Here is a 21,721-nt window from a genome sequence, read left to right on the forward strand (position 1 = left end):
GTTCGATGTTCACCGTCACCCTTCTTTGTGCACCGTCAGAGCGTAAAATCGAAACGCCATTGGTGGAATCGCTCCGCAATGCGTGGGGCGGTGGCGACGCGATTTGGTTGTCGGTTGATGAGGCAGCGGAGTTCGAAGTGCCCGTAGAGCCGTCGAATTTTTGGGATGTTTGGTCCGACCTGCAGTCGAATGGGATCGATTTGGTGATCCAGCCGACCGAAGGACGTCGCAAAAAGATGCTCCTTGCCGATATGGATTCGACGATGATCCGTCAGGAATGCATCGATGAACTGGCCGCCGAAGCTGGCGTAGGTGAGCGGGTCGCAGACATCACAAAGCGCGCGATGAATGGCGAGTTGGATTTCAACGGCGCACTGGAAGAGCGTGTTGGCCTTTTGGCAGGGTTGGATGAGGCTGTTATCGGACACGTTCTGAATACCCGCATCACCCATATGCCAGGCGGTTACGAACTGGTGCAGACAATGAAAGCACAGGGCGGCTATGCGGCCTTGGTGTCTGGCGGATTTACCGCGTTCACATCGCGCATCGCGACGGCGCTTGGGTTTGATGAAAACCGAGCGAATACCTTGATTGCGGAAGATGGTAAGCTGACGGGTAAAGTCGGCTACCCGATCCTTGGTCGCGAAGCGAAGGTTCAGGCGCTGGAAGAGATCACAGCGCGTCTGGGTATCTCAGAGGCCGATGTGATTGCCGTTGGTGATGGCGCGAACGACCTCGGTATGCTCGGTCGTGCGGGCACTGGCGTGGCGCTTCACGCGAAACCAAGTGTGCAGGCAGAGTGCAACGTTCGTATTAACCACGGCGATTTGACCGCACTCCTCTATCTTCAGGGGTATAAACGCAGCGAGTTTGTATCCTAAGTGCTAGAACATTCTATCGAACTACTCGTTCTGCTCACGGGCGCTGCGTTTGTGGCGGGCTTTATCGATTCGATCGCGGGCGGTGGTGGATTGATTACCATTCCTGCGCTGCTGATAGCTGGTCTGAACCCGATTACGGCTCTCGCAACGAATAAGGTCCAAGGATTGTTTGGCGCAGGTATGGCTGCGATCAACTATGCGCGGGCTGGGCATGTGAACCTGTTAGCCCAAATGCCCTCAGCGTTGATGTCATTTGCAGCATCGATCGCAGGTGCGTTGCTCGCCTCGTTCCTGCCCACAGATGTGATCCGCTTGGGCTTGCCCGTTTTGCTGATCGCAGTCGCGCTCTTCTTTGCATTTAAACCTGGTTTGGATGATCTGGATCGAGTGCAACGCATCAGCCCAGCTCTATTCATGATCGCGTTCGTGCCCGTAATCGGGTTTTATGATGGCCTCCTCGGGCCAGGCACGGGGGCGTTTTTCATGCTCGGTTTCGTCGCCTTGGGTGGCTATGGCGTGCTGAAAGCGACGGCGCATACAAAACTACTGAACTTTGCATCCAACGTGGGTGCGACGCTTGCCTTTGCGTTGGTGGCTAAACCGCTCTGGGTGACGGGGCTATGTATGGGCGCGGGGCAGATGGCAGGGGCTTATCTGGGCTCTAAATTGGCGATGAAAGTCGGCTCGCGCGTTATCAAACCCGTTCTAGTGATCGCCTCTACAGCGATGGCGATTAAGCTGATTTGGGATGCAATGGCCTGAGTTCAGGGCGTTCAGGCGGGAATCCGCACAATTTCGTGCGCCAATAGGACTTTCCCATAGGCCTCTTTTCTTGGTAAAGATACAACATCGAGAGAATAGATCCGCTGGCGGAACGGTGACGGTAGAGCATCGGGTGAGTGGAAGAAGAGGCAAAAACAGCTTGGAGGCTGTCTAATGATTTCTGGAATGATGCGTGCGGCAGTTGTCGCTCTTGCGCTCGGTACGGCTAGTGTTGCTGTCGCGCAGGACTCTGACAATCGCGTAGCCGCCAACACCGACTGGAGCGTCTTCGAGGGCAATGATCCGCGCGAATGCTGGATCGTTTCGGCACCCAAAGAGACAGTGAACACACGCGATGGCAACGTGGTTGCGGTGCGCCGTGGTGATATCCTGCTCTACGTTTTCTTTAAGCCCTCTGCTGGTCTGAATGGCCAAGTGGTGTTCACGGGTGGGTATCCGTTCGCAGGTGAATCAACTGTGAAGATGGAAATCGGTGGACGCGCGTATGATCTCTACGTTCAGGGCGAAAACGCTTGGCCTGCTAATGCCGAAGCCGATGCACAGATTGTTGCGGCGATGCGTGCTGGCTCTGAGGCTGTGCTGACAGCGCGTTCTGCACGTGGGACCGTGACCAAAGATAGCTTCTCGCTTTTGGGTTTCACGGCATCGTTGGAAGAGGCTCAGCGCCGCTGCGCTGGTTAATTTCGACCCGCTGCACCATTATTTGACTTATATTGGGGCGGAATTCTTTTGAATTCTGCCCCGAATCCTATATGAGCGCCCATCTACCCGCACCCGAGGCTGCTATGACCGCGACTGCTCCGATTACCCAAGACGTCCTGACAATCCCCCGCAAACTGCCGGAGGGAGCCAGAAACCTTGCTGGCATGACCCGCGAACAAATGCGTGAGGCATTGATCGAAGCAGGTACGCCCGAGAAGCAGGCCAAGATGCGCCTCAATCAGGTGTGGCAGTGGGTCTACCACTGGGGCGTGACCGATTTCGACGTTATGACCAACCTGTCCAAAGACTATCGCAAGATGCTCTCCGAGAATTTCGTGATTGAGCGTCCTGAGTTGGTGACAAAGCTGGTGTCCGAGGATGGCACCCGCAAATACCTCGTTCGTATTGCGGGCGGCCACGAGGTCGAGATTGTCTACATTCCTGAGGAAGGCCGCGGAACGCTGTGCGTGTCTTCCCAAGTTGGCTGCACGCTGACCTGTTCGTTCTGCCATACGGGCACGCAGAAATTGGTGCGCAACCTGACCGCATCTGAGATCGTTGGTCAGATCATGCTGGCGCGCGATGATTTGGATGAATGGCCCGAGCCAGGCACTGGCACTGGTGATGATGGCCCACGTTTGCTGTCTAACATCGTTCTGATGGGCATGGGCGAGCCGCTCTATAATTTCGAAAACGTCCGTGATGCGATGAAGATCACCATGGATGGTGAAGGCATCGCACTGGGCCGTCGCCGCATCACGCTGTCGACCTCTGGTGTTGTTCCCGAAATCGCACGGACTGCCGAGGAAATTGGCTGCCTTCTCGCGGTATCGTTCCACGCAACGACCGATGAAGTGCGCGATAAGCTCGTTCCCGTGAACAAAAAGTGGAACATTGAGACGCTTTTGGACGCACTTCGCGAATATCCAAAGGCGACGAATAGCGAACGGATTACGTTTGAATATGTGATGCTCGACGGTGTGAACGACACTTTTGAAGACGCGCATCGGTTGGTCAAACTGCTCGACGGTATTCCGGCGAAAGTGAACCTGATCCCGTTCAACGAATGGCCGGGGGCTCCGTATAAACGGTCGTCAAACAACCGTATTCATGCATTTGCACGGATCCTGATGGAAGCGGGCTACGCGTCACCAATCCGCACGCCGCGCGGTGAGGACATCATGGCCGCCTGCGGTCAGTTGAAATCCGCAACTGAACGGGCACGTAAATCGCGCGCTCAGATCGAAGCAGAAGCGGGGCTCTAAAGCCCCGCCCATTCGGTCAACGTCCCGGGATAGACCCGCGCTTTTGACCTACGTTTTCCCAGTTTGCGAGCGCGTCCATCGCCTCTTCGGCTGTTTCAACATAGCGGAAGAGCGCCAGATCTTGATCCGAGATGGTGCCCGCGTCGGACAGTGCCTCCCAGTTGATGATCTTCTCCCAGAATTCCTTACCGAAGAGTAAGAAGGGAACTTGCTCCATTCGACCTGTCTGAATCAGGGTCAAACTTTCGAACATTTCGTCCAAGGTTCCGAAACCACCTGGGAACACGCACACCGCTTTCGCGCGCATCAGGAAGTGCATCTTCCGAATGGCGAAGTAGTGGAAGTTGAAACACAGTTCTGGCGTCACGTATTGGTTTGGCGCTTGCTCGTGCGGAAGGACGATGTTCAAGCCGATTGATTTACCGCCTGCCTCAGCCGCGCCACGGTTGCCCGCTTCCATCACGCCCGGACCACCACCAGTGACGATGACGTTCTCATGGCCCCCATTTTTCAGCGAAAGCTCGGTCATCATGCGGGCAAAGCGTCGTGCTTCATCATAGTATTTCGACAGATCAGAGAGCGTCGGTGTTCGCGCCGTGGCTTTGTTTTCGGGTGCTGGAATCCGCGCACCACCGAACAGAACGATCGTTGATTCGATCTGAGCTTCGTCCATCGCCAACTCTGTTTTCAGGAGTTCGAGTTGCAGACGGACGGGGCGGAGATCTTCGCGACACATGAAATCGGTGTCTGAAAACGCCAGTTTGTAGGTCGGCGACCGCGTCTGCGGAGTGTCAGGGATGTGTTTGGCGGCCTGACGGTCTTCTCCTGAGTGGCGAAGGGGGTGGCGTCGGTTGTCGTCTCTCATCGGTCGTGCCTTTTATTGCTCTTTGGGGGCGAAACGGTCTATAGCCCCACGGAAGGTTCAAACCACATCTAACACCGAGAGGCCACATGTCGAACGTCCAGCTCGAAGCTGCCATCGAAGCCGCGTGGGAAGCCCGCGATACGATCACCCCTGCGACCACGGGCGAAACCCGTGAAGCGATTGAAGATACGCTCAACGCGCTTGATAGCGGTGCACTGCGTGTTGCCGAACGTCAGGATGACGGTCAATGGCATGTAAACCAATGGGCGAAAAAGGCCGTGCTCTTGGGCTTCCGTATCAAGGATATGGAGCTTCAGTCTGGTGGTCCGCAGGGTCACAGCTGGTGGGACAAGGTCGACAGCAAGTTCAAAGGTTGGGGCGCTGAAGACTTCCAAGCGGCCGGCTTCCGTGCTGTTCCGAACGCAGTTGTTCGTAAGTCTGCGTATATTGCAAAAGGCGTTGTTCTGATGCCGTCCTTCGTGAACCTAGGTGCGCACGTAGGTGAAGGCACTATGGTTGACACATGGGCGACCGTAGGGTCGTGCGCACAAATCGGTAAACACGTTCACCTGTCGGGTGGCGTAGGTATCGGTGGCGTTCTTGAACCCATGCAGGCTGGCCCGACCATCATCGAAGACAACTGCTTTATCGGTGCGCGTTCGGAAGTCGTCGAAGGCTGTATCATCCGTGAAGGTTCGGTTCTGGGCATGGGCGTTTACATCGGCCAATCGACCAAAATTGTTGACCGCGAAACGGGCGAAGTTTTCTACGGTGAAGTGCCGCCGTATTCCGTCGTCGTCTCGGGTTCGATGCCGTCTAAGAACGGTATCAACTTGTACTGCGCTGTGATTGTGAAACGTGTGGACGAACGCACACGTTCGAAAACAGGCATCAACGAACTCCTGCGCGATTAATTATCTATCGCATATTGCGTTTAGGGCGCGTCCATTTTGGGCGCGCCTTTGTTTTTGTCGCGGCCATAAAAAAGCCCCGCGAGCGGTAGCTTGCGGGGCAAAGTCGTGACGTGGGCGTGACGGAGAGTCACCCGCGTCTCTGAAAGACTGAAGCGACACCACATGCGAATGAAGTGTCTCGACACACGCATTAGGGGCTAAATAGGTGAACAGGTCTATTCACCTAAGGGTTATTTTCGGGGATCATTTGAGTAGGTTTTGCCGATTTTCGCGGTGCAAAAGTATAATGCGGTTTGCGGCGCCACTTGAAAATCATCGCGTTCGCAGTCAAACGGTCTCAACCGTTAATCATGCGCCGAACAAGGCAAGAGGGGGCCGAAATGGTCAAAAAAGACACCAAACAACAGGTCTACACCCTTTTGGTTCAGGTCGGTCGCAAAGAGGGTGACGGTCTGCCAGATGGCAGCACTGGCGCCGCGCTGATGTGCTATTCCAGCGGTGTTGATGAAGCTGAAGCCGTCCGCGAAACGGTTGCGATCCTAAAGCAGGCCGACCTAAATCCGCTGGACGTGACGGGTTATGGCACTTTGGATGAACGTCTTGCCGAAGGTCACGATATCGACGAAGACGAACAGGAACTGATGGCGCGCGCTTGAAGAAAACAGCGTGATCGTCGCGCAGATGACCCCGTTCTTTGACAAGAACGACGCCTGATCTAGCGGTTCGGGATCAATACAGCTTCGAAATTTCTGAGATGCTGCAGGTCAATTGATGGGCCTGTCGGTAGCAATTCCTGTGGCACGTCGCGCAGGATGCCGTGCTGACGCATTGCAGCGTTTTGGCGGAATGGTGCAGGGTCAAGGCTGGTCAAACGAACACCTGTAAGTTCGAGGACGTCATGGCGGTCGAGCATGACATGGTAATACGTCACAAGATCGCTCTGACTGGTGGCCAGAACCTCGCGTCCGTCTGTCAGGTGGCCAACCTCAGTCAGCACATATTCCGTCAAGAACAGGTATTCGATTTTTGATCCGCCGAGTTCGACATGCTGGCGTGGACCAATGATCAAATCGGTTCTCGCTCCGTAATAGGGTGCGCGAATAATATGTGGTGTGAACATACCGCGGGCAGGCAGCGTTTGCTCGGCGATTGATCGGATCTGAGCCGTTTCTCCATCTGCAGTAACAACCGTTGCCCCTGGTTTCAGCGTCTCGAGACGGACGTGGCCGTTGGGTGTTTCGATGATCGATTGGCCCGAGAGGGTTGCGGGCGGCCCGACAGGTTCGATGCTATCGGCAATCGCAACGAATGTCGTTGCAGAGTCCATCTGGGTTGCTTGGGGATGTGTGCAAATGCGGTCTGCGTCCCGAAAGCACAGCGGGATCGGGGCAAAGAGATCACAGCAATAGAACTCATTGGTCGAGGTTAGGACGGCCAACAGACCCTTGCGGGCTGGTGCGTCCCATGTGAACCAGATTGCGGCGGTGCCTTTGTGGGTATGTAGGTCGGTTTTCAACGCAAAATCTGCGGTGACCTGCCCCTGCCCCATCAGCAACCGTAAGGTCCCATCTGGGTCCAAAGTCAGCCTTAGGGCGCTGTGCCACGGGGTATTTGCCGCGAACCGTAGCAAATTACGCCTGACCTTATCGGGGTCATGGATGGTTTCGATAAGCAGCGTGCCCTTGGCGATCGGGGCATCGGCCGAAACCCGTTTCACCTTGGTTTGATCACCGATTAACCCACTGGGGTGAAACCGCTGGGTACCGTTGTGATCGCGCAGGCCGATCCAACTCATGCAGCAGCCTCGGCAAGGAGGCGAGCCTCGTATGATTTCAGCGAAAGTCGCGCGGCAGGGCCGTGGTTCATTCCAGTCTCTGGCGTCAATTCTGGGAACAGCGTGCAAATTTCTTCGAGCACTTCTGGGTCGAATTGATTTGTTGCCTGTGGGCCGGGGTGGAAGCTCTCTGTCGGGAGGCCTTCGGAATAGACGACTTGATGGCGGTCAAACAGGATGTGGTGGTAGGTGACCGTTCCGCCTTCGACGTGGCGAATGGTTGATCCGTTCACCAAATCTCGCGCTTTGACTAACACCTCTTCTTCGCCAAAGAGCAGTGCGGCAAGCGGGTCCCTCATGAGAACACGGTGCTGCGGTGATACCATCAACGCGTCGTGCTCACCGATTGCATTCGCTTCGATCAGGACGGGTGCCATTTTCCCCGTGGCTTCGACTTCGCGATTGCCGATCCAGCGTAAAGGCTGCGGGCCTTCGTCCATGGTGAGGACCATGTCACCGATAGAAAGGTCTTCGACCGGCACCATACCCCGCGTTGTGGAAATCAACGTGCCAGAGACAAAACAGGGAATAACGTCAAGGTTGACTATACCCGTCGAGGTTCCGACGACAGTCGAACCGTCCAAGGCGTCAACTTGGTAGGTAAAGTTGACTGCTTCCCCGTCGCTATCGGCAACAACCGTGATTGTGCCGTCAGCGTTTAAAGTGATCGTTTGGCCTGTTGTCAGTGTCAGTGTGCTGCCTGCCGTAACCGGAACACCGTTGATTTCTGTGATCTGAAGGGTGCCTGAGGTGGCGTTCGTATCGTTGCCAAGCAGGTCAAACGTTTTGGTTCCGTTGGCATACATCGACACATCATCAGTCACGGCGATGAGGGTTGTTTGACCAGAATCCGCAGCGATCAGGATGTTTGAGTCGTAGCTGCTGTCACCAACGTCTGCGATCCCGATCTTAATCGTGTTCAAGATGTTGGGATCGACGGGGATGTTCAGGGTCATGGTGACGGTAAAGCCATCCATTTCCGTATTGTATTGGTCTTGGGTGTTGTCGACGTAAAGGTTGGAACCCGTTGGGCCACCTACGTTGTTCACAGAGGTCGTGCCGTCCCCGATCGATAGGGGAACGTGGACACCATTGACCCATACGCCCACGGCGTCGTTGAACGATGATGTGGTGTATTCCGGAAATTCTTCCGACGCGAAAACAAAGCTCAGCGTTAGTGTGTCGCCTGTCGGGATAAAGCTTACATCGAGCCAAGCCGCATCATAGGTCGAACCGCCGCTAATCGCGTTGAAGTCAGCGTCATTGTTGACGCCTGACGTGTTCGTTGTGGTGCTGGTGGATGTGTTCGATTGCCATCGGTTCGACGTGGTAAAGCTGGAGGCTTGACCCGTAGATAGGATGACACCCGTGTCTGACGGCGCGACACCGCCAGTGAGATCACCGTTTGTGTAAATCGCAGATGACCTGTTGTCGCCCGTGTAGGAGGCGGACACAACTGTGACGCCGTCGCCGAAAATTGTTTCGGCCATCTGCATGGCGCTCGCACCGGTATTGTAACCGATTTCGACTCCACTAACCATCTTTGCCTCAGCTCTCTGCCAAGGTCAGCGCATGCTTCAAGACGGACACAAAATCCGAACTCTATAAATGTGGCTTTACTGCTCGCCACTGACCATCTTGGGGTCTGCCCTGCCTCGGGTCTCTATTTTGAGACAACCATAACCTGTGCAAAGATTTTTTGTTAACACTTTTGTATAGGTAAATTTACTCATGTGGCATTTTTGTGTTCCAGTCGCCACATTCGCCTGATTGCATCGCCTTTGGGGCTTGGGTAGGGCTGGTGCAAAGGAGACGCTCATGACCGCACCTATCGATCCCGTTGATCTTACCGCTCAACTTGTCCGCTGTCCCTCTGTGACGCCCGCCGAAGGTGGCGCTTTGGTGCTGCTCGAAGAGCTATTGAGCGCATCTGGATTTGACTGCACGCGCGTGGACCGTGGCGGAATTTCGAACCTATACGCGCGATGGGGCCGTAAAGGGGCGAACCGCACGTTCGGGTTCAATGGTCATACGGATGTCGTACCATTGGGAAATCGGGACGACTGGACCGTTGATCCTTTTGGCGCAGAGATCAAAGACGGGTTCATGTATGGGCGCGGTACGACGGATATGAAGTCTGGCGTTGCGGCATTCGTGGCTGCGGCTATTGATTTTGTGAAACAAACGCCGCCCGATGGCGCGATTGCGATCGCCATCACAGGTGACGAAGAGGGTGATGCCGATGATGGCACGGTCGCTCTTTTGGATTGGATGGATCAGCAGGGTGAATCCATGTCGGTCTGTCTGGTTGGTGAGCCGACATGCCCGAATGAAATGGGCGAAATGATGAAGATCGGGCGCCGCGGATCGCTGACGGCGTGGTTCACTGTGACAGGCGTTCAAGGTCACTCGGCCTATCCGCATCGCGCGAACAATCCTATTCCTGCGCTGGCGCGGCTGGTTGATCGTATGTCGTCGCATGAGTTGGACAGTGGCACCGATCACTTTGATCCATCGACGCTGGCTTTCGTCACAGTCGACACGGGCAACCCCGCGACTAACGTGATCCCTGCGCAGACCCGCGCGGCCGTGAATATCCGCTATAACGACCTTCATACAGGTGAAAGCCTGACCGCTTGGATGCAGGGCGAAGCCGATAAGATCGCCGTTGAGTTCGGCGTCAAAGTCGATATGCGCGTGAAAATTTCGGGTGAAAGCTTCGTCACGCCTCCGGGTGAGTTGTCGGATCTGGTGTCAAAATCGGTTCAGGCTGTGACGGGCAAAACACCCGAGCTATCAACTTCGGGTGGCACATCGGATGCACGGTTTGTCAAAAACCACTGTCCCGTGGTCGAGTTCGGCCTTGTCGGGAAAACAATGCATCAGGTGGATGAACGTGTCGCGGTTGACCAGATCGGTCAGTTGAAATCCATCTACACCCGAATTCTGAACGATTATTTCGGTTGATCCCTGACTTTCGCAAGACGTTGGATCGGGACCAGACTATGGTTTCATCAAAGAAGGCGGGTGCGCTGTGCCCTGTCTGGTGCTAGGGCTGTCGAATGACACGTATTCCTTCAAAAGAGGAAATCCTCGAATGGATTTCCACGAACCCGACCCTCACCGCTAAGCGCGATATCGCTAAGGCCTTTGGCATCAAAGGCTCTGCGCGGATCGATCTCAAACGCATCTTGCGAGAGTTGGAAGATGAAGGTGCGCTGACCAAGCGTCGGTCGTCGTATCGCGACGCTGAAAAACTACCGCCCGTTGCGGTGCTCCAAGTGATCGACCCTGATCACAACGGTGACCTGTGGGCGCGTCCGCTTGAGTGGCGTGGTGATGGTGCGATGCCACGCATTCTTATGATCCAGCGCGATACGGATCCCGCTTTGGCACCTGGCGACCGAATTTTGGGTCGGATGACCGAGGTAAAAGGCGAGGACTACGATTACACTGCGCGCATGATCCGTCGCGTCGGGTCAAACCCGTTGCGGATTGTCGGTGTATTTCGGCAGAGCCACGAGGGTGGCCGTATAGTCCCCATCGATAAAAAAGCCGACAAACAATGGATCGTTCCAGAGGGCGCGACCGCAGGGGCCAAGGACGGCGAATTGGTCGAAGCAGAGCAGAGCGGCCCAAAAGGGCGGCTTGGTCTGCCAAAAGCGCGCATTATTGATCGACTTGGCGACCCATCCGCACCCAAAGCGGTCAGCCTAATTGCGATCCACCAACACGGTATTCCCGACGCATTTCCTGACGATGTGATCGCGGAGGCGGACAGCGTTAAGCCAGCGGAACTTAAGGACCGCACCGATCTGCGTCATCTGCCGCTTGTCACTATTGACCCAGCCGATGCTCGCGACAGGGATGACGCGGTCTTAGCAATTCCAGATAGTGAGCCCGACAACGAAGGCGGTTTCTATCTCTGGGTCGCGATTGCCGACGTCGCTTATTACGTGCGCCCGAACTCCGCCTTGGATCGTGAGGCGCGTAAGCGCGGAAACTCGTCTTATTTCCCTGATCGTGTTGTCCCGATGCTGCCTGACCGTCTGTCGGGTGATCTATGTTCGCTGCACGAAGCTGTTGATCGCGCTTGTATGGCCGTCGAGATGCGGATCGATGCTGAGGGGCGCAAAATCAGCCATCGGTTCGTGCGCGGATTGATGCGATCGGCGGCCTCTTTGGCCTATGAAGAGGCACAAGCCGCCATCGACGGCATGCCGAATGAGAAAACAGGTCCGCTCCTCGAACCCGTTTTGAAGCCGCTCTACGCCGCCTATGAAGCGTTGAAAAAGGCGCGTGCGGTGCGTCAGCCTCTCGAATTGGACCTGCCTGAACGTCGGATCGTGTTAAATGACGCGGGCGAGGTCACGTCGATCGCGTTCAAAGAACGGTTCGATGCGCACAAATTGATCGAAGAATTCATGGTGCTGGCGAACGTTGCCGCCGCTGAAGAACTGATCAAACACCGCACGCCGTTGTTATTCCGCGTGCACGAAGAACCAAGCCCCGAAAAGCTGGACAGCCTACGTGAAGTCGCGCAAGCAAGCGGTCTGGTGCTGGCCAAAGGTCAGGTTTTGCAGACCCGCCACCTCAACCAACTTCTCCGTCAGGCTGAAGGCACGCCGCAGGATGAGTTGATCAACATGTCGACCCTACGGTCGATGACGCAGGCCTATTACGGGCCGAATAACTTTGGTCACTTTGGCTTGGCGCTGCGCAACTATGCGCATTTCACCTCGCCGATCCGTCGATATTCCGACCTCATCGTGCACCGTGCTCTGATCAAGACGCATAAATGGGGCAACGATGGTCTCAGCGATTGGGACATCGAAATGCTCGAAGCGACGGGGCAGCAAATCAGCGATACCGAGCGCCGTTCGATGATCGCCGAGCGAGATACGACTGACCGTTATCTCGCTGCGTTTATGAAAGACCGCGTTGGGACGGAGCTACCTGGCCGTATCAGTGGCATTCAAAAGTTCGGCGTTTTCGTGAAATTAGATGAAACGGGCGCAGACGTCCTGGTGCCTGTGCGTTCACTCGGGAGCGAATTTTTCCACTATGATGCCGAAGCCCAACAGCTCTTTGGGTCGCAGTCGGGAATGGTCATCGGCCTCGGCCAACGGGTTACACTGAAATTGACCGAAGCCGCGCCGATCTCTGGTGGTCTCGTCGGTGAAATTATCTCTATCGATGACTTCATCATGCCGAAGGGCCCAATGCGCGGTGGCCGTGGCCGACCTGTTCGACGCAAAGCGAATGCCGCCAAGAAGAAAGCCGATAAGGTGCGCCGTAAGGTGAAACGAACGCGTAAGTAGATCGGCGTAATCTCGCAGGTCTCTGAGGCTTTTGTTGTAAGTTTTCAGGAGTGATCTACCTTGAAGCTAGGTTTCAAGGTGTGAGTAGTCCTATGGTTTTGTCCCGTCGCGCGATGGTTTTGGGTGCTTTGTCTGTGCCGAGTTTGGCCTATGCGCAAAGCGGTTTTGACGGCTGGGTTGCCAGTTTCAAATCACGAGCGCATTCGCGGGGTATATCCCAACGAACCATCGACGCGGCTTTTGCAAACGTTCGCTATAACGCCGAAGTGGTCGAGCGGGATCGCAATCAGGCGGAGTTTCGGCGCGAGATTTGGGACTACCTCGACCTTGTCGTGTCGGAGAGCAGAGTCACCAATGGTCGCAGGGCGTTCCGCGACAATCGCCGCCTGTTAGCCGAGATTGAGGACCGCTATGGGGTTCCCGCTGCGATCGTTTGTGCGATTTGGGGGATGGAAAGCGCATATGGCGCCCGTCGCGGTGACATTCCAGTGATAGAAGCACTGGCCACTCTCGCCTATGACGGACGGCGCGGTCGGTTCTTTGAGCAACAGCTGATGGCAGCGCTACGCATCCTTGAGGCTGGCCATGTTCGGCAACGAGATTTCGTGGGCAGCTGGGCCGGCGCGATGGGTCATACTCAATTCATCCCGACAAGCTTTGAGGCTTATGCCGTCGATTTTAGCGGTGATGGACGGCGGGATATTTGGTCCGATGATCCGACTGACGCTCTAGCATCGACGGCCGCTTACTTGGCGCGCTTCAATTGGCGAAGGGGAATGCCTTGGGGCGTCGAGGTGCGTTTGCCATCCACTTTCAATTTTGCACAAGCGGGACGCAGCATCACGCGGATGCCGTCAGAATGGGCGCGTCAGGGCGTTGTTGGTGTCGATGGGCGAGCAGTTCCTGATTACGGATCGGCAGGGTTACTTTTGCCAGCAGGCGCGCGTGGCGTCGCGCTGATGACATTCGCGAATTTCCGAACGATTGAGCGCTACAACGCATCCGAGGCCTATGTCATCGGCGTCGGGCATTTGGCAGACCGTATTGCAGGGGGCGGTCCATTTGTTGCGTCGTGGCCCCGTGGTGATCGTGGTTTGACTTCTGCTGAGGCTGCAGAATTGCAGCGACACCTGAATGCTGCGGGGTTTAACGCTGGGTCTGTAGACGGCAGGCCGGGGCCGCAGACTCGGGCAGCCCTTAGGGCATGGCAGAGCAGTGTGGGGTTACCTGCGGATGGGCGCCCAACGCTTCATATGCTCGAACGGCTTCGCTAGATTTTGGGGCCGAGTTCCGCAAGCACCTGTTCATAAACGGCACGTTTAAACGGGACTATGGAGGCCACAACGTCGGCGGGATCGATCCATTTCCATTGGGTGAACTCTGGATGCTCGGTCGCGATGTTGACCTGATCATCTGACCCGTTGAAGCGCAGCAGGAACCATTTCTGTTCTTGCCCTTTGTAACGGCCTTTCCAAATGTTCGGGACCACATCATGCGGCAAATCGTAGGCAACCCAGCCTTCGGTTTCGGCATCGACGGTCACGAGGTCAGATGTAACGCCCGTTTCCTCCCACAGCTCGCGCAGGGCGGCGTCACGTGGGTCTTCGCCTTTGTCGATGCCGCCTTGTGGCATTTGCCATGCATCTTGATCACGGTCGTTGCGTTGACCGACAAAAATCCGCCCCTCTTGATTGACAAGCATAACGCCCACGCAAGGACGGTAGGGGAGTGCAGCAATCTGTTCAGGGGTCATCGGAGGAGCCTTTCAACGGTTTGGCAAAGTCTATCGCGCGGCCACCATAAGGCCAAGAAGGCAAACGAAAAAGGGCAGCACGATTAGGTGCTGCCCTTGGGTTTAGAACCGCGCGAAATTACTCGCGATTGCCCAGTGCGCTCAATCCTCGAAGGATGTCGATTGCATAGGCCAACTGGTAATCCTCTTCGCGAAGGGCCGCCGTTGCTTCGGCGCGAGCTGCGTCTTCTTCGATTTGGCGTATTTCGTCTTCGGTCAGGCTATCGTTGTTCAGCGCGCCGCGTAGGTCTGCTTCGGACCGCATGTTTGGTGTATCCTCGGTCACCTCATCCGCAGGGCGCGGGCGTGGCTGTTGAACGATGATGTCTGGTTGGATGCCGAGCGATTGGATCGAACGGCCCGACGGTGTGTAGTAACGTGCTGTTGTCAAACGCATCGCGCCATCATCGCGCAGCGGCATGACGGTTTGCACTGAGCCTTTGCCAAACGATTTGGTGCCGACCACGATCGCGCGGCGGTGATCTTGGAGCGCACCTGATACGATTTCCGATGCAGATGCAGACCCGCCGTTGATCAGAACAACGATGGGCATGCCGTCAGTGATGTCACCTGGCGTCGCATTGTAGCGGTCGCCGTCAGCCGCGTTGCGGCCGCGGGTCGATACGATTTCACCAGCATCAAGGAACGCGTCAGACACATAGATCGCCTGGTCAAGCAAGCCGCCAGGGTTGTTACGCAGATCAAGGATAACGCCGCTGACGTTTTCCTTGCCGCCCGCTTCTTCGATCTGAGCCTCAAAGCCAGAGATCAGGTCGTCGTAGGTCTGACCGCTAAAGGTCGCGATGCGGAGGACGACAGCATCGCCTTCGGTCCGTGCGCGAACAGCCGTGAGTTTGATCGTGTCGCGGATGATCGAGACTTCAAAGGGTTCTGTTTCACCTTCACGCACGACTGTCAGGATAATCTCGGACCCGACAGGACCACGCATCAGGTCAACCGCTTGATCCAGTGTGAGGCCTAAAAGGCTCTCGCCATCGACTTGCGTGATAAAGTCGCCCGAGAGAATGCCCGCAGCGTCCGCTGGCGTTCCATCCATCGGGGAGACGACTTTGATCCAGCCTTCTTCTTGGGTCACTTCGATCCCCAAGCCACCAAATTCGCCCGAGGTTTGGATCCGCATGTCGGCAGCAGCATCTGGAGAGAGGTAGCTCGAGTGCGGATCGAGGGATGTGAGCATCCCGTTGATCGCCGCCTCTATCAGCGCGGTTTCATCGACTTCTTCGACGTATTGCGCGCGGATGCGTTCGAAAATATCGCCAAACAGATCAAGCTGTTCATAGACCGTTGAATTGCGGTCGGCCTCTTGAGCGATCAAGGGGCCAGCGATCTGCGTTGTAGCCAGAAGACCAAGAATGGTGCCCGACGCTGCCGCAATGGCGAATTTCTTCATAGTATACCTCACTCCATCGCGAACCAGATCGCGGGGTCTACCGGAGATTGCCCTTCTCGTACCTCAAGATAAAGGGTTTCCGTGGCCCGAATGCCTGATCCGTTCTCTAAATCGGTCAAAATCTCGTCAACTAGGGGTGAATCTCCACCCATCATGCCCACCGGTGATCCAGCGGGCAGGACTTCACCCACTTGGCCAAACGTTTCAGCGAGGCCCGCGTAAACAAAAAGGATGTCTGCGGCGGGCTCAGTGATCACCACGTTTCCATAATCAAGCAGCGGTCCTTTGAACCGTAGCGTGGCTGCGACAGGTGTTGTGACAAGCACGCGTGGCTGCGTCGCCAAAAGGATCCCCGGGCGGCTAATTCCTGCAAGGTCTTCTTCGTTGAAGCCACGGAGGATACGTCCTTGGACAGGAAGGGGAATGTTGCCCCGCATCGACAGTGCGTCGGGCGATGGAATGTCCATTTCCTCACCAATGGTGTCATTCAACCCGCTCGCAAACGCATCGAGCGTTTCGGCAGAGGAAATGAGGAGCGCGGTTTGAATAGCGTCTTCGGTGAAACGCTGCGGTAGGTCGGTGCGGTCGGATATTGCTGCGCTTAATGAGGCGCGAGCGGTCTGAGCTCCGTCCAGCCCTTGGCGCAATTTATCGGCCGCGTTGTCCTGCAGATCGCGCAACAGTGCAACTTCTTCGAGTTGAGAGCGCAGTTTGGTAACGTCTTGTTGCAGGGCAGGGGTCACATCCGCGAGGATCATGCCTGACCGCGCTGTTCCCGTGGGTCCGCTTGGGTGCAGCAACAGCACGGGCGCAGGTGCACGGCCCATTGAAAGCAGAACGCCGAGCAATTGCGCGACTTCATCCGATTTTGCGTCCAGTTCGGTCTCAAGCGCTTCTTGCCGAATGGCGGCTTGGCGAAGCCCCGCGCGAAGAGCGACGAGGCCGTCCTCGTAGGCTTTGACCGTTTCAGTCAGAGCGGACACCCTGTCGCGCGCTGTGTCGGCCTCTTGGAGCATGACACTCGCGCCCTCGATCCGTGCCGCAGCAGCAAGGGCTGCTTGGCCCGGATCTGCCTCAGCAAAGGCAGTTCCAGTCCAAAGCGATAGGACGAGAGTGGTCGTGCGGATCATCGGATGAGCAGGCTCTGTCCAGTCATTTCTTCGGGCTGCGGAAGTTCCATCAGGTCCAGCAGGGTTGGTGCGAGGTCAGCCAAACGTCCATTGCGTAGTGTCGCACCTTTGGGCCCACCAAAGACTGCCACTGGAACAGGGTTCAGCGTGTGCGCGGTATGTGCGCCGCCTGTTTCTGGATCGATCATCATTTCGCAGTTGCCATGGTCCGCGGTGATCACCATCGCGCCACCAGCCTTTTCCAAGGCTTCGACAACTTTAGCCAAACCTTGATCGACGGCTTCGCAGGCTTTCATCGCGGCTTGCAGGTCGCCAGTGTGTCCGACCATGTCAGGGTTTGCATAGTTGGTGACGATCAGGTCGTAACCTTGTTCGATCGCTTCGACGAATTTTGCTGTCACCTCGGGCGCTGACATCTCTGGCTGAAGATCATAGGTCGCAACCTTCGGCGACAACGGCATAAAGCGGTCTTCGCCGATTTCGGGCGTTTCCTTGCCACCGTTCAGGAAGAACGTGACGTGCGGATATTTCTCGGTTTCTGCCAGTCGGAACTGGGTCAGACCCTGCTTTGCAACCCATTCGCCCAAGGTGTTCACGATCTTGCGCTTAGGAAATACGGTTTCGAACCATGCGTTGTGATCGACGGAATATTCGACCATGCCCAGTCGCGCTGCAAACGGCGGCAGCGCGCCACGATCAAACCCAGAAAAGTCTGGCTGTGCCATGGCCGCGAGGATTTCGCGGGCGCGGTCGGCACGGAAATTCAAACAGAACAAACCGTCGCCAGATTGAACACCAGTATATCCTTCGATCACGGTTGCTTGGATGAATTCGTCGGTTTCGCCGCGGGCAAATGCGTCTGAAACAGCGGTTTTTGCATCGGCGGCGGTGAATGCGCCTTTGGCGTCGACCATCGCATGATACGCGGTCGACACACGTTCCCAACGGTTGTCGCGGTCCATGGCAAAGTAGCGACCAGTGACCGACGCAACGGTGCAGCCTTCGGGCAGTCGCGCCAAGAGATCAGCCATGAATACGTCAGCCGATTTTGGTGCAACATCGCGCCCGTCGGTGATCGCGTGGAGGACGACCGGAAGACCTGCGTCGGTCAAAACTTTTGCGGCTGCGATGATGTGCTCGATGTGGCCGTGAACGCCGCCGTCCGAGACGACACCCATCAAATGAGCCTGCCCGCCTGTTTCTTTCAACTTGGTAATGAAGGTCAAGATGCCTTCGGTTTTGCCAAAGGAACCGTCCTCCATCGAAAGGTCGATCTGGCCTAGGTCCATAGCAACGACACGGCCTGCGCCAATATTTGTGTGACCGACTTCAGAGTTACCCATTTGCCCGCTAGGGAGGCCGACATCAGGACCGTGGGTGATCAACTCTGCCGTGGGGCAGGTTGCCATGATGCGGTCAAAGGTGGGTGTGTCCGCGAGTGCAGGTGCGTTAGCAGTCGCGTCAGGGCCATTGCCCCAGCCATCCAGAATACACAGAACAACGGGTTTGGGTCGGGTCATGGTATGCTCCTCTGGGTTCGGCTCCGTCTTAACGTCCCCTAAAGCCAAGGAACAGCCCTCGCCGCTATGATCGACAAAATTCGGCGTGATCTATCCCGCGCCGATCAAGGCACCTGCTGCAAACACGAGCGCACCGCCCAGGACCACTTGGAACGCGGCGCGCAAGAACGGCGTATCCATATAGCGGTTCTGAATCCAAACGATGGCCCACAGTTCAACAAAGACTACGGCGAAGGCGATCATAGTCGCGGTCCAGAAATGCGGGATCAAATAGGGTAGGGCGTGTCCCAGACCGCCCAATGTGGTCATCACGCCTGCCGCGATGCCGCGCTTCACTGGGGAACCTCGGCCCGAGATTTGACCGTCATCTGATGCGGCCTCGGTAAAGCCCATCGAGATACCAGCGCCGATAGACGCCGCGAGGCCAACGAGAAAAGTCGTGTGCGTGTTTTGTGTCGCAAAGGCCGTCGCAAAGATCGGCGCGAGGGTGGAAACCGAGCCGTCCATCAGGCCCGCAAGGCCAGGCTGGACCCAAGTGAGAACGAACTGGCGGTGGGCTTCGTCTGCTTCTTCGTCGCGCGACGTTTCCGTCAGGTGCGTTTGTTCGAGCGTGACTGCAGACTCTCCGTGATTGGCCTCGGCCGCGGCGAGATCACCCAGCAATTTACGTGTGCCTGCATCCGAGGTGCGCTTGGCCGCCGCGAGGTAAAACCGTTCAGCTTGCTTCTCCATTGCAGCTGCTTCTGACCGCATGGTTTCGACGCCGAGGTTTTCAACCAGCCAAATCGGGCGACGCGCGTAATAGCCGGAAACGTGTTCACGACGGATGAGCGGGATCACACCGCCAAACCGACGTTCATGTTCGTCGATCAATCGACGGCGGTGGTCATCTTCTTCTGCGGCCATGCCATCAAAGATCGCCGCTGAGGCAGGAAAGTCCGCCCGCAGCCGTTCAGCATACATGCGATAAATTTGCGCATCATCCTCTTCCGAGGAAATGGCGAGGGCCAGAATTTCTTGCTCTGTGAGGTCGGAAAAGCGGCGTCGGCTTGAAAACCCGGGGATCATCGATCGCTCCATTCTCTGATTGAGGCCACCCTAGACCTTTCTGAGGCAGGTGCAACGGAGACCAGTTGCCGCACGAACTGAACTGATCGGTTCATTTTTGTATTTACAAAACCAAACAGTTTAGTTTAGAAATCGACTCATCCCAGTTATGAGGTCTGATATGAAACTCCTTCCTGCCCTTACCGCTGCCACACTGATGTTAGTCTCTTCGCCTGTCTTGGCGATGGGTGGACCGATGCAATTCCCAAACCTGACGTGGCCGCAGAACCCTGCGCCTGAGACGACGCAAGGTTGTTTTGATGCCACGTCGCTACAAGCTGGCGTTTGCGCTCAAGAATAAGGCGATGCCTTGTTTGATCTGAACCGAGCGGTTTATAATGTGGCTCGGTTCAGACGGAGGCATCATGCCCGACGACAGTCAGGAAATTAAACGAGGGCGTAAGTTCGAGCAGGTCCTTGAAGGTGCCCGCGAGATATTCCTCAAAGACGGCTTTGACGGCGCGAGCGTGGATGACATCGCGAAAGCCGCAGGCGTGTCCAAGGCAACGCTTTACAGCTATTTCCCTGACAAACGCCTCTTGTTTATGGAGGTTGCGCGGAACGAATGCGCGGTTCAGGCCGATACCGCGACAGCCAAAGTGAACGTTTCTCTGCCTGCGCGCGACGTTCTGCGCTTTGCTGGGTATGAGATGATCAATATCATGTCTCAGACGTTCAACACGCGTATGTACCGGATGTGCATGGCTGAATCCGAGCGGTTTCCCGAAGTGGGTCGTCAGTTTTACGATTGTGGCCCAGCGCTAGTTCGTTCCCGCATTGTTTATTTTCTAAAGCAGTACGATGAGCGCGGTGAACTAAAGATCCAAGATTTTGAGCTCGCTGCCGATCAGTTTCAGGCTCTATGCAAAGTTGAACTGATGGATCGCGTGATGTTTCTACACGATGTGCCTGTCGCTGAGGCTGACAAGGCGCGTGTCGTTGATGGCGCCGTTGAGATGTTCATGGCCCGCTACGGGGCCTAGATCGCCAACTGAACAAATGAAAAGCCCCGCTAGAAGCGGGGCTTTTGTGTTTTAGAAGATCACGACCGAACGGATCGATTCACCCGCATGCATTAGGTCGAAGCCTTTGTTGATGTCTTCGAGCGGCATCGTGTGGGTGATCATCGGATCGATCTCGATCTTACCGTCCATGTACCAATCGACGATTTTCGGCACGTCAGTGCGGCCTCGAGCGCCACCAAATGCGGTGCCGCGCCAGCTACGACCAGTGACAAGCTGGAACGGACGGGTGCTGATTTCTGCGCCAGCAGGTGCCACGCCGATAATGATCGATTCACCCCAGCCTTTGTGCGCCGATTCCAATGCGGTGCGCATGACGTTCACGTTGCCTGTTGCGTCAAACGTGTAGTCCGCGCCACCTTTGGTCAGCGCAACGAGGTAGGCCACCAGATCACCGTCAACCTCGGTAGGGTTCACGAAGTCGGTCATGCCAAAGCGGGTTGCCATCGGTACTTTGTCAGGGTTCAGGTCAACGCCGACGATCTGGTCAGCGCCTGCAAGACGGAGGCCTTGGATAACGTTGAGGCCGATGCCGCCGAGACCAAAGACGATTGCGCGGCTGCCGATTTCGACCTTTGCGGTGTTGATAACCGCGCCGATACCTGTCGTGACGCCACAGCCGATGTAGCAAATTTTGTCGAACGGGGCATCAGGGCGCACCTTCGCCAGTGCGATTTCAGGCAGAACTGTGTGGTTCGAGAAGGTCGAGCAACCCATGTAGTGCAGGATCGGGGTGCCATCGAGCATCGAAAACCGCGATGTGCCGTCGGGCATAAGGCCCTGACCTTGGGTCGAGCGGATCGACTGGCATAGGTTGGTCTTTGGATTGAGGCAGTATTCGCACTCGCGACATTCTGGCGTGTAGAGCGGAATAACGTGATCGCCTGGTTTGAGGCTGGTCACGCCCGGACCAACTTCGAGAACGACACCAGCGCCTTCGTGACCGAGAATGGCAGGGAACAGACCCTCTGGGTCCGCGCCAGAAAGCGTGAATTCGTCAGTGTGACATATGCCCGTCGCTTTGACTTCGATCAGGACCTCGCCCGCTTTCGGACCTTCGAGGTTCACTTCCATAATCTCTAGTGGTTTGCCGGCTTCTACGGCAACTGCTGCACGGGTGCGCATGCGAAACCTCCCTTTTTGCAATTTCCGCAAAGGTGAACGATGCTAAAGT

General features: G+C 56.2%; 19 protein-coding genes and 1 pseudogene. 11 read left to right on the forward strand and 9 right to left on the reverse strand.

Annotated elements, in window-relative coordinates:
* Positions 1 to 5: 5 nt before the first annotated feature.
* The 4 genes from serB to rlmN all read left to right on the forward strand — a co-directional run bounded on the left by serB (position 6) and on the right by rlmN (position 3,631).
* Positions 6 to 881, forward strand: a complete 876-nt coding sequence (gene serB, locus AC1QQ2_RS07715) for a phosphoserine phosphatase SerB (protein WP_479712710.1) — start codon at positions 6 to 8, stop codon at positions 879 to 881.
* Positions 882 to 1,643 carry a TSUP family transporter gene (locus AC1QQ2_RS07720; protein ID WP_479712711.1) on the forward strand — a complete coding sequence of 254 codons (762 nt, stop codon included), beginning with the start codon at positions 882 to 884 and terminating at the stop codon, positions 1,641 to 1,643.
* Between the two features lie 174 nt (positions 1,644 to 1,817).
* Complete coding sequence (locus AC1QQ2_RS07725; RefSeq protein ID WP_479712712.1) at positions 1,818 to 2,345, forward strand: invasion associated locus B family protein; 528 nt, start codon at positions 1,818 to 1,820, stop codon at positions 2,343 to 2,345.
* 104 nt (positions 2,346 to 2,449) lie between these two features.
* The gene (rlmN, locus tag AC1QQ2_RS07730) at positions 2,450 to 3,631 is read left to right on the forward strand and encodes a dual-specificity RNA methyltransferase RlmN (protein WP_479712729.1); all 1,182 of its coding nucleotides are present in this window, start codon (positions 2,450 to 2,452) and stop codon (positions 3,629 to 3,631) included.
* Between the two features lie 16 nt (positions 3,632 to 3,647).
* Here the strand turns inward: rlmN and AC1QQ2_RS07735 are convergent, their stop codons facing one another.
* Positions 3,648 to 4,496 (reverse strand): LOG family protein, encoded by an 849-nt coding sequence (locus tag AC1QQ2_RS07735; protein ID WP_479712713.1) that lies wholly within the window; start codon positions 4,494 to 4,496, stop codon positions 3,648 to 3,650.
* Between the two features lie 86 nt (positions 4,497 to 4,582).
* Here AC1QQ2_RS07735 and dapD point away from each other — a divergent pair, with 86 nt between their 5' ends.
* Together dapD and AC1QQ2_RS07745 are read left to right on the forward strand one after the other, a co-directional pair.
* Positions 4,583 to 5,410, forward strand: coding sequence for a 2,3,4,5-tetrahydropyridine-2,6-dicarboxylate N-succinyltransferase (gene dapD, locus AC1QQ2_RS07740; RefSeq protein ID WP_067547352.1), 828 nt, complete (start codon positions 4,583 to 4,585; stop codon positions 5,408 to 5,410).
* A gap of 380 nt (positions 5,411 to 5,790) precedes the next feature.
* Positions 5,791 to 6,124, forward strand: a pseudogene (locus AC1QQ2_RS07745) (hypothetical protein).
* Between the two features lies 1 nt (position 6,125).
* Here the strand turns inward: AC1QQ2_RS07745 and AC1QQ2_RS07750 are convergent.
* A complete protein-coding gene (locus tag AC1QQ2_RS07750) occupies positions 6,126 to 7,205 on the reverse strand; it encodes a Hint domain-containing protein (protein WP_479712714.1) in 1,080 nt (359 codons plus the stop codon).
* A complete protein-coding gene (locus AC1QQ2_RS07755; protein WP_479712715.1) occupies positions 7,202 to 8,785 on the reverse strand; it encodes a Hint domain-containing protein in 1,584 nt (527 codons plus the stop codon). Before AC1QQ2_RS07755 ends, AC1QQ2_RS07750 begins: the two co-directional genes overlap by 4 nt.
* Positions 8,786 to 9,062: 277 nt before the next feature.
* Between AC1QQ2_RS07755 and dapE the strand changes: the two genes are divergently transcribed.
* From dapE to AC1QQ2_RS07770, 3 genes are all read left to right on the forward strand, one after another.
* A complete protein-coding gene (dapE, locus tag AC1QQ2_RS07760; protein WP_105236029.1) occupies positions 9,063 to 10,211 on the forward strand; it encodes a succinyl-diaminopimelate desuccinylase in 1,149 nt (382 codons plus the stop codon).
* A 95-nt stretch (positions 10,212 to 10,306) separates the two neighbouring features.
* Positions 10,307 to 12,565: a ribonuclease R gene (gene rnr, locus AC1QQ2_RS07765; RefSeq protein WP_479712716.1), complete on the forward strand. Its 2,259-nt coding sequence runs from the start codon at positions 10,307 to 10,309 to the stop codon at positions 12,563 to 12,565.
* Positions 12,566 to 12,678: 113 nt separating this feature from the next.
* Positions 12,679 to 13,839 (forward strand): lytic murein transglycosylase, encoded by a 1,161-nt coding sequence (locus AC1QQ2_RS07770; RefSeq protein WP_479712730.1) that lies wholly within the window; start codon positions 12,679 to 12,681, stop codon positions 13,837 to 13,839.
* On the opposite strand, the gene AC1QQ2_RS07775 is transcribed toward AC1QQ2_RS07770, so the two are convergent.
* The 5 genes from AC1QQ2_RS07775 to mbfA form a co-directional block, all read right to left on the reverse strand.
* Positions 13,836 to 14,318 carry an RNA pyrophosphohydrolase gene (locus tag AC1QQ2_RS07775; protein ID WP_105236026.1) on the reverse strand — a complete coding sequence of 161 codons (483 nt, stop codon included), beginning with the start codon at positions 14,316 to 14,318 and terminating at the stop codon, positions 13,836 to 13,838. The two genes, AC1QQ2_RS07770 and AC1QQ2_RS07775, sit on opposite strands and share 4 nt — an antisense overlap.
* 118 nt (positions 14,319 to 14,436) lie before the next feature.
* Positions 14,437 to 15,768 (reverse strand): S41 family peptidase, encoded by a 1,332-nt coding sequence (locus AC1QQ2_RS07780; protein ID WP_438986082.1) that lies wholly within the window; start codon positions 15,766 to 15,768, stop codon positions 14,437 to 14,439.
* 8 nt (positions 15,769 to 15,776) lie between these two features.
* Positions 15,777 to 16,898: a murein hydrolase activator EnvC family protein gene (locus AC1QQ2_RS07785; protein ID WP_479712717.1), complete on the reverse strand. Its 1,122-nt coding sequence runs from the start codon at positions 16,896 to 16,898 to the stop codon at positions 15,777 to 15,779.
* The gene (gene gpmI / locus AC1QQ2_RS07790; protein WP_479712718.1) at positions 16,895 to 18,418 is read right to left on the reverse strand and encodes a 2,3-bisphosphoglycerate-independent phosphoglycerate mutase; all 1,524 of its coding nucleotides are present in this window, start codon (positions 18,416 to 18,418) and stop codon (positions 16,895 to 16,897) included. The genes AC1QQ2_RS07785 and gpmI overlap by 4 nt, the downstream gene beginning before the upstream one ends.
* A 90-nt stretch (positions 18,419 to 18,508) precedes the next feature.
* Positions 18,509 to 19,486, reverse strand: coding sequence for an iron exporter MbfA (gene mbfA / locus AC1QQ2_RS07795; protein WP_479712719.1), 978 nt, complete (start codon positions 19,484 to 19,486; stop codon positions 18,509 to 18,511).
* Between the two features lie 160 nt (positions 19,487 to 19,646).
* Between mbfA and AC1QQ2_RS07800 the strand changes: the two genes are divergently transcribed.
* Positions 19,647 to 19,826, forward strand: a complete 180-nt coding sequence (locus tag AC1QQ2_RS07800) for a hypothetical protein (RefSeq protein WP_479712720.1) — start codon at positions 19,647 to 19,649, stop codon at positions 19,824 to 19,826.
* 64 nt (positions 19,827 to 19,890) lie between these two features.
* Positions 19,891 to 20,508 (forward strand): TetR/AcrR family transcriptional regulator, encoded by a 618-nt coding sequence (locus AC1QQ2_RS07805; protein WP_479712721.1) that lies wholly within the window; start codon positions 19,891 to 19,893, stop codon positions 20,506 to 20,508.
* Between the two features lie 51 nt (positions 20,509 to 20,559).
* Here AC1QQ2_RS07805 and AC1QQ2_RS07810 read toward each other — a convergent pair whose 3' ends face one another.
* Entirely contained in the window at positions 20,560 to 21,672 is a 1,113-nt protein-coding gene (locus AC1QQ2_RS07810; protein WP_067547314.1) for an S-(hydroxymethyl)glutathione dehydrogenase/class III alcohol dehydrogenase, read from the reverse strand.
* Positions 21,673 to 21,721: the final 49 nt, after the last annotated feature.

This window comes from Aestuarium sp., assembly GCF_023253315.1.
In the GTDB taxonomy this organism is placed as follows: domain Bacteria; phylum Pseudomonadota; class Alphaproteobacteria; order Rhodobacterales; family Rhodobacteraceae; genus Marivivens; species Marivivens donghaensis.

Excerpts from the sequence above, each read along its gene's own strand:
- serB (WP_479712710.1), top strand. The coding sequence starts at position 6 with ATGTTCACCGTCACCCTTCTTTGTGCACCGTCAGAGCGTAAAATCGAA.
- AC1QQ2_RS07725 (WP_479712712.1), top strand. The coding sequence starts at position 1,818 with ATGATTTCTGGAATGATGCGTGCGGCAGTTGTCGCTCTTGCGCTCGGT.
- rlmN (WP_479712729.1), top strand. The coding sequence starts at position 2,450 with ATGACCGCGACTGCTCCGATTACCCAAGACGTCCTGACAATCCCCCGC.
- AC1QQ2_RS07735 (WP_479712713.1), bottom strand. The coding sequence starts at position 4,496 with ATGAGAGACGACAACCGACGCCACCCCCTTCGCCACTCAGGAGAAGAC.
- dapD (WP_067547352.1), top strand. The coding sequence starts at position 4,583 with ATGTCGAACGTCCAGCTCGAAGCTGCCATCGAAGCCGCGTGGGAAGCC.
- AC1QQ2_RS07750 (WP_479712714.1), bottom strand. The coding sequence starts at position 7,205 with ATGAGTTGGATCGGCCTGCGCGATCACAACGGTACCCAGCGGTTTCAC.
- AC1QQ2_RS07755 (WP_479712715.1), bottom strand. The coding sequence starts at position 8,785 with ATGGTTAGTGGAGTCGAAATCGGTTACAATACCGGTGCGAGCGCCATG.
- dapE (WP_105236029.1), top strand. The coding sequence starts at position 9,063 with ATGACCGCACCTATCGATCCCGTTGATCTTACCGCTCAACTTGTCCGC.
- rnr (WP_479712716.1), top strand. The coding sequence starts at position 10,307 with ATGACACGTATTCCTTCAAAAGAGGAAATCCTCGAATGGATTTCCACG.
- AC1QQ2_RS07770 (WP_479712730.1), top strand. The coding sequence starts at position 12,679 with ATGGTTTTGGGTGCTTTGTCTGTGCCGAGTTTGGCCTATGCGCAAAGC.
- AC1QQ2_RS07775 (WP_105236026.1), bottom strand. The coding sequence starts at position 14,318 with ATGACCCCTGAACAGATTGCTGCACTCCCCTACCGTCCTTGCGTGGGC.
- AC1QQ2_RS07780 (WP_438986082.1), bottom strand. The coding sequence starts at position 15,768 with ATGAAGAAATTCGCCATTGCGGCAGCGTCGGGCACCATTCTTGGTCTT.
- AC1QQ2_RS07785 (WP_479712717.1), bottom strand. The coding sequence starts at position 16,898 with ATGATCCGCACGACCACTCTCGTCCTATCGCTTTGGACTGGAACTGCC.
- gpmI (WP_479712718.1), bottom strand. The coding sequence starts at position 18,418 with ATGACCCGACCCAAACCCGTTGTTCTGTGTATTCTGGATGGCTGGGGC.
- mbfA (WP_479712719.1), bottom strand. The coding sequence starts at position 19,486 with ATGATCCCCGGGTTTTCAAGCCGACGCCGCTTTTCCGACCTCACAGAG.
- AC1QQ2_RS07800 (WP_479712720.1), top strand. The coding sequence starts at position 19,647 with ATGAAACTCCTTCCTGCCCTTACCGCTGCCACACTGATGTTAGTCTCT.
- AC1QQ2_RS07805 (WP_479712721.1), top strand. The coding sequence starts at position 19,891 with ATGCCCGACGACAGTCAGGAAATTAAACGAGGGCGTAAGTTCGAGCAG.
- AC1QQ2_RS07810 (WP_067547314.1), bottom strand. The coding sequence starts at position 21,672 with ATGCGCACCCGTGCAGCAGTTGCCGTAGAAGCCGGCAAACCACTAGAG.